This is a genomic window from Aeromonas sp. SrichE-2G, assembly GCF_017939565.1.
Lineage (GTDB): Bacteria > Pseudomonadota > Gammaproteobacteria > Enterobacterales > Aeromonadaceae > Aeromonas > Aeromonas taiwanensis.
In genome coordinates, this window is sequence record NZ_JAGKRG010000004.1 from 1,424,412 (window position 1) to 1,439,360 (window position 14,949).

Below are 14,949 nucleotides of genomic sequence, written 5' to 3' on the forward strand. Positions count from 1 at the left end.
ATGGATGAGCGGCTCACGTCGCCCCGGCAGACACGCCTTTCCCCTTACCTTGCCCACGAGGGCAGCACCAGAGAGGGATGATGACCATGACCGGCTGTTTTCACTGTGGTGAACCGGTTCCCACTGGCAGTAGTTTTACTCTCGAGATCAAAGGCATAGTGCAGCCCATGTGCTGTCCTGGCTGCCAGGCCGTGGCACAGACCATTCTCGAATGCGGTCTCGCCAGTTACTACGAGCACCGCACCGCCCCGGGCAGCAAGGGGGAACTGGTTCCCGCCGAACTGGCCGCCCTCACCCACTACGATCTTGCCGAGGTGCAGCAGGAGTTCGTCACCGAGGCGGGGACCCTGCGGGAGATCCAGCTCACCGTGGAAGGGTTGACCTGCGCCGCCTGCGCCTGGCTCATCGAACGCCATCTGATGGGATTCCCCGGCCTGCACTATGTCAACGTCAACACCACCACCCACAGGGCGCGCATCAAGTGGGATCCGGACCGGCTCTCTCTCAGCGACATTCTCAAGGGGTTCGCCAAGATAGGCTATCGCGCCTACCCCTTCCAGACTCACCAGCAGGAGGCGCTCTACGCCCGCGAGGTGCGCAGCTACATGTTCCGCATGGCGCTGGCGGGGCTCGGATCCATGCAGGTGATGATGTGCGCCGTGGCGCTCTACATGGACCTCTTCATCAGCGTGGAAGAGGAGTTCATGATCTATTTCAAGTGGATAAGCCTGCTGCTCTCCACCCCCATCATGATCTACTCGGCCCAGCCCTTTTACGTGGGGGCCTGGCGAAGCCTGAAGCAGGGTCACCTCTCCATGGATGTCTCGGTGTCCCTTGCGCTGATAGGCGCCTTCGTCGCCTCCATCTGGGCCACCGTCTTCAACACCGGCGAGGTCTATTACGACTCCATCACCATGTTCGTCTTCTTCCTGTTGCTGGGGCGCCTGCTCGAGCTGCGGGCCAGGCGCAAGGCATCGGAGTCCAGCTCCAACCTGGCGCGCCTGGTGCCCATCATGGCCACCCGCATCGATGATGACGGCGAACACGAGGTGGCGGCCAAGACCCTGCGGACAGGAGACCGGGTCCGGGTGCTGGCCGGCGCCACCCTGCCCGCCGACGGCATCATCCTCCAGGGCCAGGCCAGCCTCAACGAAGCCATGCTCACCGGCGAGCAACTTCCCCTCTTCAAGCAGGCGGGGGATCCCGTCTTCGCCGGCACCATCAACACGGACGCGCCGCTGGAGATCCGCGTCAGTCACGCCATCGAGGAGTCCCGCCTCGCCCAGATCATGCGGCTGCAGGATCATGCGCTGGACGACAAGCCCGCCATCGCCCAGCTCGCAGACGTACTGTCGCGCCACTTCATTCTGGTGCTCTTGCTCATTGCCGCGGCGGTCTGGACCTTCTGGCACTTTCATGAGCCCGAGCGGGCGTTCTGGGTCACCCTGGCGGTGCTGGTAGCGACCTGCCCCTGCGCCCTCTCGCTGGCCACCCCGACCGCGCTCACCTCGGCCACCGCCCACCTCACCCGCAGCGGCATCCTGCTGCGCCGCGGCCACGTGCTGGACGTGCTCACCCGCGCCAACCGCATCGTGATGGACAAGACGGGCACCCTGACCACGGGCAACATCAGCCTGGTGAGCGTCCAGCCATTGGCCGAGTTCGATGACGCCCGCTGCCTTGCCATTGCCCAGGCCCTGGAAGCCTACTCCGAGCACCCCATCGCCCGCGCGTTTCGCAGCCAGCCGGTGACGGACGGAGTGCTGCTCGCCGCAAGCGACGTCACCCCCGTCATCGGCCACGGCATTCAGGGGCAGATCGAGGGCACTTCGTACCGGGTAGGCAGTGCCCGCTGGCTGGATCTGTCCGATCAAGAGCACGCCGACATGGCATGCCCGCGGGAGGTGCCCGGCGATCTCGTCGTCTATCTTGCCGACGACCACAGGCTGCTCGCCCGCTACACCCTGGCCGACACGGTGCGCGCCGATGCCGGTGCCCTGATCCAGGCTTTCAGGCAAGCCGGCCTGCAGACCACCATGCTGACCGGGGACGGCTCGGCCCAGGCGGACAAACTGGCTCGCGAGCTCGGGGTCGACGAGCTGGTCAAGGGGGTGACCCCGGACGGCAAGCTCGCCTACCTCAAGGCCCGGGAAGCGGCCGGGGATATCAGCATCATGGTGGGTGACGGCATCAACGACGCCCCGGTGCTTGCGGGGGCTCACGCCTCTTTCGCCATGGCGGGGGGCACGGATCTCGCCAAGAACAGTGCCGACGCCATCCTGCTGGCCGACGATCTCTCCCGCCTGCTGGCGGCCCGCGCCCTGGCGCTGCGTACTCGCAAGATCATCAAGGAGAACTTCGCCTGGTCCATCGGCTACAACCTGCTGGTGCTGCCGCTGGCGGCGAGCGGCTGGCTGCCACCCTACCTGGCGGCGGCGGGGATGTCGCTGAGCTCCCTTATCGTGGTCACCAACTCCATGCGACTCAACCGATGAACCGCTCAGACCGCGGTACCTCCCCTTTCTGGCCGCAGACATCCAGCCCCCGCAGGGTGGTCATGACCGTTTTCATCACAGGGCCCTTGCCATGAACATCATCTTCGTCCTCATCCCCATCGCCATCCTGTTCGTCATCATCGCGGGCGTTGTCTTCTTCTGGGCCATTCGCTCCGAGCAGTTCGAGGATCTCGACAGGCAGGGATCCAACATCCTGTTTGACGAGGAGCAGCCCGCCCAGCGGGAGAAGCAATCAGACGAGCACGGCAAAGATCATGACCAGCAACCTTGATCTCCTGGGGGCCCTGCTGGTGGGACTGGCAGGCTCCGGCCACTGCATCGCCATGTGCGGCGGCGTCTCGGCGGCCCTCTCCATGGCCATACCCGCCGACCGGCAGCATTTCTGGGGACGGCTTTGCTACCTGCTCAACTACAACCTCGGGCGGATCCTGAGCTATGTGCTGGCTGGCGCCCTGGTCGGCGGGCTGCTCGCCACCACCAGCGAGCTGGGGGCAGGCAAGCATGCCCTGGCGGGCCTGCGCGTCATTGCGGCCCTGCTGATGATAGCGCTTGGCCTCTATCTCGCAGGCTGGTGGCAGGGCGTACTGCTGCTGGAGCGTATCGGCGCAAAATTCTGGCCACTCATCAAGCCGCTGGCGGGCAGGTTCATCCCCTTCAACAGTGCCCTGCAGGCCCTGCCGTTTGGCATGGTATGGGGCTGGCTCCCCTGCGGCCTGGTCTACTCCATGCTGACCTGGAGCGCGGCCGCAGGCTCTGCCGGCGGCGGGGCGCTCATCATGCTCTTTTTCGGCCTCGGCACCCTGCCAACCCTGTTTGCTCTGGGGGGGCTTGCCGATCGGCTGCGCTACTGGCTGACCCTGCGCAGCCTGCGTCTTGGGGGCGCCCTGCTGCTCATGGCATACGGACTTCATACCCTCTGGATCGGGCTGGCATCCTTTTGAAGCCCTATCCAAAACGGATGAGTTGGTGGTAAACTTGTTTGATATAAATCAATTATTCATATGAGCCTATGATCCCGGACAAGAAACCTGGCAGACGTATTCAGAGCGGTGGCTGTGCAATTCATTGCCAGGATTGCAGCATCAGCCAGCTCTGCATCCCCTTCACCCTGAACGACACCGAGCTCGATCAGCTGGACAGTATCATCGAGCGCAAGAAGCCGATCCAGAAGGGCGAAGAGTTGTTCAAGGCCGGCGACGAGCTGAAGTCGCTCTACGCCATCCGTTCCGGGACCATCAAGTCATATACCATCACCGAACAGGGTGACGAGCAGATCACCGCCTTCCACCTCGCCGGGGATCTGGTCGGTTTCGATGCCATCCACAAGCAGGCACACCCCTCCTTCGCCCAGGCGCTGGAAACCGCCATGGTGTGCGAGATCCCGTTCGACGTGCTCGACGATCTCTCTGGCAAGATGCCCAAACTGCGCCAGCAGATCATGCGTCTGATGAGCAACGAGATCATGGGGGATCAGGAGATGATCCTGCTGCTCTCCAAGAAAAATGCCGAAGAGCGCCTCGCCGCCTTCCTGCACAACCTGTCGGTACGCTTCTCCGAGCGCGGTTTCTCCGCCAAGGAGTTCCGCCTCTCCATGACCCGGGGCGACATCGGCAACTACCTCGGCCTCACCGTCGAGACCATCAGTCGCCTGCTCGGCCGTTTCCAGAAATCCGGCCTCATCAGCGTCAAGGGCAAGTACATCACCGTATTGGACCACACGGCCCTCGGCATCATGGCCGGTGCCACTCGTCCCCCCTGCGGCTGACCTGCTCTCCGCCCACCTGATTCTCAGCCGGATCTGTTCGCCCTGAAATTTGATCCGGCACACCTTCCCGACGCCCCCCTTGGACTAAGCTGTAATGGCTAAAGAGTTGCCATCATTGGCCTTTTTGCCAAGGAGGAGAACATGGTCAAGTACCGAAACATTCTGGTGGTGATCAACCCGGAAGAGGAGCGCCAGATCGCCCTCGAGCGCGCGGTCAAGGTCGCCGAGCTGGAGCAGGGCGCCCAGCTGACCCTGCTCCTGACGATTTACGACTTCTCGTATGAAATGACTGCCATGCTGTCGGCTGACGAGCGGGAAGAGATGCGCCACGGTGTCATCGCCCAGCGGCGGGAGTGGCTCGACGAGATCCTCCAGCCTTACCGAGACAAAGGGGTGGAGTGCGAGGTGAAGGTGCTGTGGCACAATCGTCCCTTCGAGTGCGTCATTCAGGAGGTGCTGGAGCAGCGCCACGATCTGGTGGTCAAGGCGACCCACAAGCACTCCTTCCTGCAAACTTTCATCTTCACCCCGACCGACTGGCACCTGCTTCGCAAGTGCCCCTGCCCCGTCCTGCTGGTGAAGGAGGGTCACTGGCAACGGGGTGGCAGCCTCATCGCCGCCATCAACTGCTCGAGCGATGACAAGGAACAGAAGGTCTTGAACGATCGCATCACCCGCGAGGGGATCGCCATCGCCGAACTGCTCGGTGCCAACCTCTATCTGGTCAACACCTACCCGGGGACCCCGGTCAACGTGGCCATCGAGCTGCCCGAATTCGATCCCAACGCTTACAACGACGCCATTCGCAAGCACCATGAAGATCTGCTGCGGGAACACGCCGATCAGTTCGGCATCAACCACATGTGGACCAAGGTGGCGGAAGGCCTGCCCGAAGAGGTGCTGCCGGACATGGCGGACGAGCTCAAGGCCACCCTGATGATCATGGGTTGCGTCGGTCGTACCGGGCTCTCCGCCGCCCTGCTCGGCAACACGGCGGAACACGTGGTCGACAGGCTCAACTGCGACATCCTCATCCTCAAACCCGACGATTACAGCTGCCCGGTGGATGACAGGCGGCATACTGCATAAGCGTTTCTTGCCCTCCCCCGGGACATGGCTATAATAAGCCGCTTATTTTTGTCCCGGGTTTGAGGCCATGCTAGAAGAGCTTAACGCCAAAGAGAAATACAGTTTCAACAAGCTGCAGAAACGCCTGCGGCGCAACGTGGGCCAGGCCATCGCCGACTTCAACATGATTGAAGAGGGCGACAAGATCATGGTGTGCCTGTCTGGCGGCAAAGACAGCTTTGCCATGCTCGACATCCTGATGAGCCTGAAGGCCAGCGCCCCCATCCATTTCGATCTCGTGGCCGTCAACCTGGATCAGAAACAACCCGGTTTCCCCGAACACGTGCTGCCGGAATACCTGACCTCCCTCGGCATCGACTTCAAGATCGTGGAAGAAGACACCTACTCCATCGTCAAGGAGAAGGTGCCGGAGGGCAAGACCACCTGCGCCCTCTGCTCCCGCCTGCGTCGCGGCATTCTGTATCGTACCGCCCAGGAGCTGGGTTGCACCAAGATCGCCCTCGGCCACCACCGTGACGACATCCTCGAGACCCTGTTCCTCAACATGTTCTACGGTGGCAAGCTGAAATCCATGCCGCCCAAGCTGGTGAGCGACGATGGCAAGAACGTGGTGATCCGACCGCTCGCCTACTGCAAGGAGAAGGACCTGGTGCGCTATGCCGAGGTCAAGGCCTTCCCCATCATCCCCTGCAACCTGTGCGGCTCTCAGGAAAACCTGCAGCGCCAGGCCATCAAGCAGATGATGCAGGAGTGGGATCGCCGCTTCCCCGGTCGTCTCGAGACCATGTTCACCGCCATTCAGGACGTGATCCCGAGCCACCTGCTCGATCACCAGCTGTTTGACTTCAAGAGCATCAACCGCGACTCCGGCATCATCGACGGTGGCGACAAGGCATTCGATCCGCCCGAATTGCCCAAGGCCCCGCTGCTGGACATCGACGAGATGGACATGCTGGACGTGATCGAGGTGCGTTGAGCCCCGTCACCCACAAAAAAGGAGCGCCTGGCGCTCCTTTTTTATTTCGCTACATAAGCAATAAGCGGCTTGTCGCCCTTACCCCTTGTGCAGCCAGGGGGTCAGACGCAGGACTTCTCCCTGCAGTTGCAACTTGCCACCGGCAAACGCTGCCAGCTGGGCGTTGCTGAGAAGCAGCTGCCCTTCCTGCCAGGAGACGGCCTCCTGACGGGCGCCCTCGACCAGGTAGGCCGTCCCTGAAGGCGCCACCAGGGAGAGACGCACCCCCTCCATCTTCGGCAGGAAATACTTGCCGACCATGCCGGCCATCTTGTCGAGCAACTGCTGCATCTGCTGCTGACGCAGGGTGATCTCCGCCAGCGGCATCTCGGGGGTGGCGGGCGCATCGGCCATCACCTGCACCGACATGTCGCAGGCTACGTGCGGCTCGCTGAGCCCGACCACCACGGTCGCCTTGTCGAGGTTGAGATCGTCGTCATAGGGCAGCCGCAGTTCGCTGTCCACCGTGACCTCGGCGGGCACGTCCCTGTCCGGGGTCGAGACCCTGGCCGAGGTGAGCAGGCAACGCTGGCCGTTTTGCTGACTGGTCAGGTAAAAGCCCAGCCTGGCGTGACCGAACTCCCCCTTGGCGAACGTCTTCATCTGGCTGTAGAAGGTGCCGTACGCCAGCTCCAGCGACGGCGCCGCCTGCCCCAGCATGGGAGCCAGCAGCAGCGCGGCCGCCACCCCGTATCGATTCTGCATGTGCCATCCTTTTTCATCGCGCAGCATAGTGCGCCGACCTTGGCGACAACCTGACAACCCTGCCCGTCAGGCGTTGAAGTGATCCGGCCCCTGCCCGCCGGCGTTGTCCGCCACCTCGGTCACCTCCACGGCGACCCCGCACAGATCCCGGTAGAGGATCCCCTTGCAGTTGAAGTAGAGGGGGGCCACCCAGATAAGCCCCAGCCCCATGGGGATGAGCGCCAGGAAGAAGAGCGCCAGCATGACCCCGTGCAGCAGCACTATGCTGGGCCAGCCGCGGGCAAACAGCTTGAGGGAAACCAGAATGGCCTGGGCTGGCGACAGGCCGCGCTCCAGCACCAGGGGGACGGTGAACACCAGCCCCATGCCCACCAGGGCAGAGGGGATGAAGGCCAGCATCACCGGCAGGCCCACCAGTTCGAACAGGGGGCCGAACAGGCTGGTGATGAGGCTGCCGAGCAGGCTCAGGCTGCCCAGACGCAGGAAGTGGCGGAAGAAGTCGAACACCTGGCCGGGCCGGGCACGGACGCCGACCGACTGTTGCAGTCCCAGCATGTCGAGGGAGGAGGTCATGGGAGACATGATCACCGTGATGAGCAGGCTCAGGAGCAGGGCCATGTCCATGTCACCGCCCTCCTGGGCAACATAGGGGGCCAGCAGGGTGTTGCTCAGCAGGATCCAGATTGCCATGACCCCGACGATGGCCAGCGCCAGACCGAAACCGGTGCGCCGGGTCTGTTGCCACGCCTCTTTCAGCACCCATGGCAAGTCCAGACGGTATCCCTGGCTGAGGGACTTTTCGAGGGTACCACCGATCCGCATTCTATTACTCAATTGACTATCCAACATTCACTGACGACTGATCCAAGGTGGCACATTATAGCGGTTTGACCAGGCATGCGTAGCCGTTTTTCCTGTTATCTTCCGTTCAGAAAGCCATTGATACCAGCGGCAAAAACCCTTGATCCCCCCTGCTTGGCCCCCGGTGACGACGGGCGTAGGATGACGGCTGGACCCGGCAGACGCCGCGCCTCTCATCCACGGGATCTTTCCCCTCATCGCTCACACAAGGAGTACGCCATGTCCGAACTGACCCTCTATCTTGCGCCAGGTACCTGCGCCATGGCGGTGCGCATCGCCCTGGTGGAGGCCAACGCCCCGCACCGGGTCCAGCGTCTTGACCTCGCCGCCGGCGAGCAGCGATCCCCCGCCTATCTGGCCATCAACCCCAAGGGCCGGGTGCCGGCGCTGGTGACCGAGCGCGGCGTGCTGACCGAAACGCCGGCGCTGCTGCTCTATGTCGCCCAGCGCTTCCCAGAGGCGCAGCTGGCCCCCCTGGACGATCCCTTCCTGCTGGCCCGCATGCAGGAGGTGCACAGCTTCCTGGCCTCCACCGTCCACGTCGCCCATGCCCACGGGCGCCGGGCCAGCCGCTGGGCCGATGACGAGCAGGCCATCGCCGCCATGCAGGCCAAGATGCCCCGGAACATGCGCGACGGCTTCGCCGAGATAGAGCACCACTACCTGGCCGGCCCCTGGGTGCTGGGGGAGCGTTTCAGCCTGGCCGACATCTATCTGTTCGTGGTCGCAGGCTGGCTGGCGAGCGACGGGGTGGACATCGCCGAGTTTCCCAAGGTGGCAGCCCATCATGGGCGCATGCTGGCACGCCCCACCGTGCAGGAGGCGCTCGCCGTCTGACTCTCTCCTGCAGGCGCCGCGGTTCCTCCCCGGGGCAGCGGTGCCCATGACCAAACGGGTGCTCTTCTGGCACCCGTTTTACGTTTTTCCTGCGCCTCATTGAGATCGTTTTCACATTTTCTTCATCTGTGCCTAGACCCGTTAACGGTTAGCGCCTATCTTTCGCCCCAACGACGCAACCGGTTGCGTAACCGGTTGCCCCGCTCAATATCCGATATGCGGTCACAGACCGCCGAGGTGCTGTATGAAACGAGGCAAGCTGCTCAATGCCCCCCTAAGTGCGCTGGTCGCCCGGATGGGCCACACCGACGAGATCACCGTCTGCGACGCGGGCCTGCCCATCCCGGCCGGCCCCGAGCGCATCGATCTGGCGCTGATGGCGGGTACCCCCAGCCTCACCACTGTGTTGACCGCCCTGCTCACCGACCTGGTGGTGGAGAAGGTGATCATGGCGAGCGAGATCAGGGAGATCAGCCCGGACGCCCACCAGGCTCTGGTGGATCAGATAGAGGCCCACGCCCAGGCACAGGGCAAGCCGATTGCCATCGAATACTGCCTGCACGAGGCGTTCAAGGCCCGCTCCCACCAGAGCAAGGCCATCGTGCGCAGCGGCGAGGTCACCCCCTACGCCAACCTGATCCTCTGCGCCGGCGTGGCGTTCTAAGCCTTGAAGGAATCAGCCATGAGTACAACCCCCTCGCCCATTCTGTCGCTCAGCGGGATCGTCAAGACCTTCCCCGGCGTGCGGGCGCTCGATGAGGCAGGCCTCAAGGTCTACCCGGGCCAGGTGATGGCCCTGCTCGGCGAAAACGGCGCCGGCAAGTCCACCCTGATGAAGGTGCTGACCGGCATCTATCAGGCCGACAGCGGCACCATCAGCTATCGCGGCCAGCCGGTCCACTTCAAGGGACCGCGCGACTCCCAGGATCAGGGGATCAGCATCATCCACCAGGAGCTGAACCTGCTGCCGGAATTGTCAATTGCCGCCAACATCTTCCTCGGCCGCGAGCCGCGCACCCGCTTTGGCAGCATCGACCACAAGCAGCTGCGGGAACGGGCCAGTGGCCTCCTGGCACGCCTCGGGGTCAAGCACGGGCCGGACACCCGGCTCGGGGATCTCTCTATCGGCGAGCAGCAGATGGTGGAGATCGCCAAGGCGCTGTCGTTTGATGCCAGCGTCATCATCATGGACGAACCCACCGATGCCCTGACCGACACCGAGACCGAGCAGCTGTTCAAGGTCATCCGCGAGCTGCGCGAGCAGGGCTGCGGCATCGTCTACATCTCCCACCGCCTGAAGGAGATCTTCGAGATCTGCGATCGGGTCACCGTGCTGCGGGACGGCAAGTGGATTGGCGAGCAGGCGGTGAGCGATCTCGACGAAGACAGGATCATCGAGATGATGGTGGGCCGCCGGCTGGAGGAGCAGTACCCGCGCCTGGTGCGCGAGCTCGGACCGGTCAGCCTGCAGGTAAAAGACCTGGCCGGCCCCGGCGTGCGCGGGGTGAGCTTCTCCGTGCGCCAGGGGGAGATCCTCGGCTTCAGCGGCCTCATGGGCTCCGGGCGCACCGAGCTGATGAAGCTTATCTACGGTGCCAGCCCCGTCAGCAGCGGTGCCATTACCGTGGATGGCCATGCCCTGGCTCCCAGGGGACCGGCCGATGGCCTGGCCGCCGGCATCGCCTACATCTCCGAGGATCGCAAGGGCGACGGCCTGGTGCTGGAGCTCTCGGTGCGCGAAAACATGAGCCTGTGCGCCCTCGGCGAGTTCATCCGCGGCGGCAAGATTGACGGCCAGGCCGAACGCCAGGCGGTGGGCGACTACGTACGCCTGTTCAACATCAAGACCCCGAGCCAGGACCAGCTCATCAAGCTGCTCTCGGGCGGCAACCAGCAGAAGGTAGCCATCGCCAAGGGCCTGCTGACAAGGCCCAAGGTCCTCATCCTGGACGAGCCGACCCGCGGCGTGGACGTGGGGGCCAAGAAGGAGATCTACCAGCTCATCAACCAGTTCAAGATGGAGGGGATGAGCATCATCCTGGTCTCCTCCGAGATGCCGGAAGTGCTCGGCATGAGTGACCGCATCCTGGTGATGCACGAAGGGCGCATCAGCGCAGAGTTCAATACCCGGGACGCCAATCAGGAGAAACTGATGGCGGCCGCCGTCGGTAAACAGTGGCAAGCAGAGCAAGAGGCAGCACAATGACAACCCAAACCCTTCCCCGCCGCGGCATCATGAGCAAGGCCTGGTGGATCGAGAATAAATCGCTGGTGGCCCTGCTGGTGCTGATCGGCGTGGTCTCCTTCCTGAGTCCGAACTTCTTCACCGCCGACAACCTGCTCAACATCCTGCGCCAGACCTCGGTCAACGCCATCATGGCGGTCGGCATGACCCTGGTCATCCTCACCGCCGGCATCGATCTGTCGGTAGGCTCGGTGCTGGCCCTGTGCGGCGCCCTGGCCGCCAGCATGGTCGCCATGGAGCTGCCCATCATGCTGGTGATCCCCCTCACCCTGGGGGCCGGTGCCCTGCTCGGCGGCGTCAGCGGCCTCATCATCGCCAAGGGCAAGGTGCAGGCCTTCATCGCCACCCTGGTCACCATGACCGCCCTGCGCGGCATCACCATGGTCTACACCGAGGGGCGCCCCATCTCCACCGGCTTCAGTGACGGCGCCGATCACTTCGCCTGGATAGGGACTGGCTACCTGTTCGGCCTGCCTGTGCCCATCTGGCTGATGGCCATCGTCTTCCTGCTCGCCTGGTATCTGCTCAACCACACCCGTCTGGGCCGCTACATCTATGCCCTGGGCGGCAACGAGTCGGCCACCCGCCTCTCCGGCATCAATGTGGACCGGGTCAAGCTCGCGGTATATGGTCTGTGCGGTGCCCTCTCCGCCCTGGCCGGCCTCATCGTCACCTCCCGCCTCTCCTCGGCCCAGCCGACCGCGGGCATGGGGTACGAGCTGGATGCCATCGCCGCCGTCGTGCTGGGGGGCACCAGCCTGATGGGGGGCAAGGGCCGCATCATGGGGACGCTGATCGGTGCCCTCATCATCGGCTTCCTCAACAACGCCCTCAACCTGCTCGACGTCAGCTCCTATTACCAGATGATCGCCAAGGCCAGCGTGATCTTGCTCGCCGTGATGATCGATAACAAAAGCAACCGTTAACAAGCCACGCCACACACAAGGAATGAAATGATGAAAAAGCTCAATACCCTGCTCGCCGCCGCCATCATGTCCGTGCTGGGCACCGCCCAGGCCGCCGATCACACCCTGGCGATGGTGGTCTCCACCCTCAACAACCCCTTCTTCGTGACCATGAAGGAGGGGGCCGAAGCCAAGGCCAAGGAGCTGGGCTACGACCTGGTGGTCCTGGATTCCCAGAATGACCCGGCCAAGGAGCTCTCCAACGTGGAAGATCTCACCGTGCGCAAGGTAGGCGCCATCCTGATCAACCCGACCGACTCCGAAGCCGTGGGCAACGCCATCCGCCTGGCCAACAAGGCCAGCATCCCGGTGCTGACCCTGGACCGCGGCGCGGCGCAGGGTGAGGTCAAAGCTCACATTGCCTCCGACAACGTGGCCGGTGGCAAGCTGGCTGGCGACTTCATCGCCGAGAAGCTCGGCAGCGGCGCCAAGGTGATCCAGCTCGAAGGGATCGCCGGTACCTCCGCCGCCCGCGACCGCGGCGAAGGCTTCGCCCTGGCGGTCACCGCCAACAAGCTGCAGGTGCTGGCCTCCCAGCCCGCCGACTTTGACCGCACCAAGGGTCTGAACGTCATGGAGAACCTGCTGGCCGCCCATCCGACCGCGCAGGCCGTGTTCGCCCAGAACGACGAGATGGCGCTGGGTGCCATCCGCGCCGTGCAGGCTGCCGGCAAAGAGGTGATGATTGTCGGCTTCGACGGCACCGACGATGGCAAGGCTGCCGTGGCCAAGGGTAAACTGGCCGCCACCGTGGCCCAGCAACCGGCCCTGATCGGTGCCATCGGCGTGGAAACCGCCGACAAGGTGCTCAAGGGCCAGGCCGTAGATCAGTCCATCCCGGTCCCGCTGCAAATCGTCAGCAAGTAAGCGCGAGGGGGAGGTTCGCCTCCCCCCTTTCTCCATCAGAGCCTCCCGGCCTGGGCCCACTCAGGCCAGGATGTTCTCAACAAGGGTGATAGGAATGAATCGTCTCGTAGTTCTCGGCAGCGTCAATGCGGATCATGTGCTGCGCGTCCCCCACTTTCCCCGCCCCGGTGAAACCCTGACCGGCCACAGCTATCAGGTCGTGCCAGGCGGCAAGGGGGCCAATCAGGCGGTGGCCGCCGCCCGGTTAGGTGCAGAAGTCTCCTTTATCGCCCGCATCGGCGACGACGCCATCGGCCAGCAGATGAAGGCGGGCTTCGCCAAAGACGGCATCGATGTGAGCGCCGTCGAGCTCGACGAACGGCTGCCCACCGGCATCGCCATCATCTATGTGAGCGACGAAGGGGAGAACAGCATCGGCATCTCCGCCGAGGCCAATGGCGCCCTCTCCCCGGCCGTGGTCAAGGGCCACGAGACCATGATCGCCGACGCCCACACCCTGCTGCTGCAGCTGGAAGTCCCCCTCGAGAGCGTGCAGGAAGCGGCCCGCCTGGCCAGATCCCACGGCACCCGGGTGGTGCTGAACCCGGCGCCCGCCCGGCCCCTGTCGGCCGAGTTGCTGGGGCTGGTGGACCTCATCACGCCCAACCAGACCGAGGCCGAGCTGCTGACCGGCACCAAGGTCACGGACGAAGCCAGCGCCCGGGAAGCGGCCAAACGCTTCCACGAGATGGGGATTACGGACGTGATGATCACCCTGGGCTCCCAGGGCGTCTATTGCAGCAACGGGAAACAGCAACAGCTCATTCCAGGCTTTCGGGTCAAGGCGGTGGACACCACGGCCGCGGGGGATACCTTCAACGGCGCCCTGCTGGCAGCCGAGCTGGCCGGCGCCGACTTCCACTACGCGGTGCGCTTCGCCCACGGCGCGGCGGCGCTCTCGGTAACCCGTTTCGGTGCCCAGAGTTCCATCCCGGGCAAGCAGGAGGTCGATGCCTTCCTCCAGGACCAAGCGGCGCAGGGGCACTGATGGCCAATATCAAGGAGGTGGCGGCGCGGGCGGGGGTTTCCACCACCACCGTCTCCCACGTCATCAACGAGACCCGCTTCGTGGCCGAGGAGACCCGGGAGCGGGTCTTCGCCGCCATGCGTGACCTCAACTATGCCCCGAGTCTGGTGGCCCGCAGCCTCAAGGTGAAGGAGACCCACAGTATCGGCATGCTGGTCACCACTTCCAGCAACCCCTTCTTCGCCGAAGTGGTGCGCGGGGTGGAGCGCTACTGTTTCGAGCAGGGCTACAACCTGATGCTGGGCAACACGGAGGGACAGGCAGAAACCGCCCTCTCCTACCTCAGAATGATGCTCAGAAAACGGGTGGATGGCCTGCTCATCATGTGCAGCGAGGGGCAGCAGGAGATGTTCAACCAGCTCGCCTGGCTCAAGAGCCTGCCGGTGGTGGTGATGGACTGGGGCATGGAGAATGGCGAGGTGGATCTCATCGCCGACAACTCTCACCGCGGCGGCTACCTGGCGACCCGCCACCTGCTGGCGCTGGGTCACACCGCCATCGGCTGCATCACGGGCCCCCAGCGTCGGGCCCCCGCCAACCAGCGCCAGGCAGGCTTCGAGCAGGCGATACAGGAGGCGGGGCTCAGTGTCAATCCGGCCTGGGTCCAGGAGGGAGACTTCGACTGTGCCAGCGGCGCCGCCGCCATGGCGCGTCTGCTGGCACTCCCCGAGCGCCCCACCGCCCTCTTCGTCTGCAACGACATGATGGCCATGGGGGTCATCAGCGCCGCCCATCGCGCCGGTCTCGTCATCCCCCGGGATCTCTCCCTGGTCGGCTATGACAACGTGGCCCTGGCCCAGTACATGTCGCCCGCCCTGACCACGGTCAACCAGCCCAAGGAGGAGCTCGGCCGCCTCGCCGTCACCCGGCTGCTGGCCCGCATCAACGGCGAGCAGATAGACAATCGCCGGATCACCGTGGAGCCGGACCTGGTGATCAGAGACTCCTGCGCTCCCCTTCCTCCGGCCCCCGTAGCCTGATCCACGAACACGAAAAGGGCGGCTCAGGCCGCCCTTTT

15 protein-coding genes are annotated in these 14,949 nt (G+C 64.1%); 13 read left to right on the plus strand and 2 right to left on the minus strand.

All coding sequences use genetic code 11. The annotated features are described in order from the left end of the window. The first annotated feature begins 86 nt into the window (after positions 1-86). The 6 genes from J9885_RS08400 (at position 87) to ttcA (ending at position 6,346) form a co-directional block, all read left to right on the plus strand. Entirely contained in the window at positions 87-2,495 is a 2,409-nt protein-coding gene (locus tag J9885_RS08400; protein WP_210548786.1) for a heavy metal translocating P-type ATPase, read from the plus strand. A 91-nt stretch (positions 2,496-2,586) separates the two neighbouring features. Further along, positions 2,587-2,787, plus strand: coding sequence for a cbb3-type cytochrome oxidase assembly protein CcoS (gene ccoS, locus J9885_RS08405; RefSeq protein ID WP_210548788.1), 201 nt, complete (start codon positions 2,587-2,589; stop codon positions 2,785-2,787). Beyond that, positions 2,771-3,457, plus strand: coding sequence for a sulfite exporter TauE/SafE family protein (locus J9885_RS08410; RefSeq protein ID WP_210548790.1), 687 nt, complete (start codon positions 2,771-2,773; stop codon positions 3,455-3,457). Before ccoS ends, J9885_RS08410 begins: the two co-directional genes overlap by 17 nt. A gap of 68 nt (positions 3,458-3,525) precedes the next feature. Next, positions 3,526-4,281 carry an FNR family transcription factor gene (locus J9885_RS08415; protein ID WP_043760407.1) on the plus strand — a complete coding sequence of 252 codons (756 nt, stop codon included), beginning with the start codon at positions 3,526-3,528 and terminating at the stop codon, positions 4,279-4,281. A 141-nt stretch (positions 4,282-4,422) separates the two neighbouring features. After that, the gene (gene uspE / locus J9885_RS08420) at positions 4,423-5,370 is read left to right on the plus strand and encodes a universal stress protein UspE (protein ID WP_043760404.1); all 948 of its coding nucleotides are present in this window, start codon (positions 4,423-4,425) and stop codon (positions 5,368-5,370) included. A 67-nt stretch (positions 5,371-5,437) separates the two neighbouring features. Further along, complete coding sequence (gene ttcA / locus J9885_RS08425) at positions 5,438-6,346, plus strand: tRNA 2-thiocytidine(32) synthetase TtcA (protein ID WP_043760401.1); 909 nt, start codon at positions 5,438-5,440, stop codon at positions 6,344-6,346. A gap of 78 nt (positions 6,347-6,424) precedes the next feature. On the opposite strand, the gene J9885_RS08430 is transcribed toward ttcA, so the two are convergent. Both J9885_RS08430 and J9885_RS08435 read right to left on the minus strand, forming a co-directional pair. After that, positions 6,425-7,090, minus strand: coding sequence for a DUF2987 domain-containing protein (locus J9885_RS08430; protein ID WP_210548792.1), 666 nt, complete (start codon positions 7,088-7,090; stop codon positions 6,425-6,427). 66 nt (positions 7,091-7,156) lie between these two features. Next, complete coding sequence (locus tag J9885_RS08435; RefSeq protein ID WP_210548961.1) at positions 7,157-7,912, minus strand: hypothetical protein; 756 nt, start codon at positions 7,910-7,912, stop codon at positions 7,157-7,159. 258 nt (positions 7,913-8,170) lie between these two features. On the opposite strand from J9885_RS08435, the gene J9885_RS08440 reads away from it, so the two are divergent. From J9885_RS08440 to J9885_RS08470, 7 genes are all read left to right on the plus strand, one after another. Further along, on the plus strand, positions 8,171-8,788 hold the full coding sequence (locus J9885_RS08440; protein WP_210548794.1) for a glutathione S-transferase family protein: 618 nt from the start codon (positions 8,171-8,173) through the stop codon (positions 8,786-8,788). 244 nt (positions 8,789-9,032) lie between these two features. Further along, positions 9,033-9,452 carry a D-ribose pyranase gene (gene rbsD / locus J9885_RS08445; RefSeq protein ID WP_043760392.1) on the plus strand — a complete coding sequence of 140 codons (420 nt, stop codon included), beginning with the start codon at positions 9,033-9,035 and terminating at the stop codon, positions 9,450-9,452. A gap of 18 nt (positions 9,453-9,470) precedes the next feature. Then, a complete protein-coding gene (gene rbsA / locus J9885_RS08450) occupies positions 9,471-10,994 on the plus strand; it encodes a ribose ABC transporter ATP-binding protein RbsA (RefSeq protein WP_210548797.1) in 1,524 nt (507 codons plus the stop codon). Next, positions 10,991-11,959, plus strand: coding sequence for a ribose ABC transporter permease (gene rbsC, locus J9885_RS08455; RefSeq protein WP_043760387.1), 969 nt, complete (start codon positions 10,991-10,993; stop codon positions 11,957-11,959). Before rbsA ends, rbsC begins: the two co-directional genes overlap by 4 nt. A gap of 30 nt (positions 11,960-11,989) precedes the next feature. Beyond that, the gene (gene rbsB, locus J9885_RS08460) at positions 11,990-12,865 is read left to right on the plus strand and encodes a ribose ABC transporter substrate-binding protein RbsB (protein ID WP_043760385.1); all 876 of its coding nucleotides are present in this window, start codon (positions 11,990-11,992) and stop codon (positions 12,863-12,865) included. A gap of 94 nt (positions 12,866-12,959) precedes the next feature. Next, positions 12,960-13,892 (plus strand): ribokinase, encoded by a 933-nt coding sequence (gene rbsK / locus J9885_RS08465; protein ID WP_210548799.1) that lies wholly within the window; start codon positions 12,960-12,962, stop codon positions 13,890-13,892. Then, positions 13,892-14,911: a substrate-binding domain-containing protein gene (locus J9885_RS08470; RefSeq protein ID WP_210548801.1), complete on the plus strand. Its 1,020-nt coding sequence runs from the start codon at positions 13,892-13,894 to the stop codon at positions 14,909-14,911. The genes rbsK and J9885_RS08470 overlap by 1 nt, the downstream gene beginning before the upstream one ends. Positions 14,912-14,949: the final 38 nt, after the last annotated feature.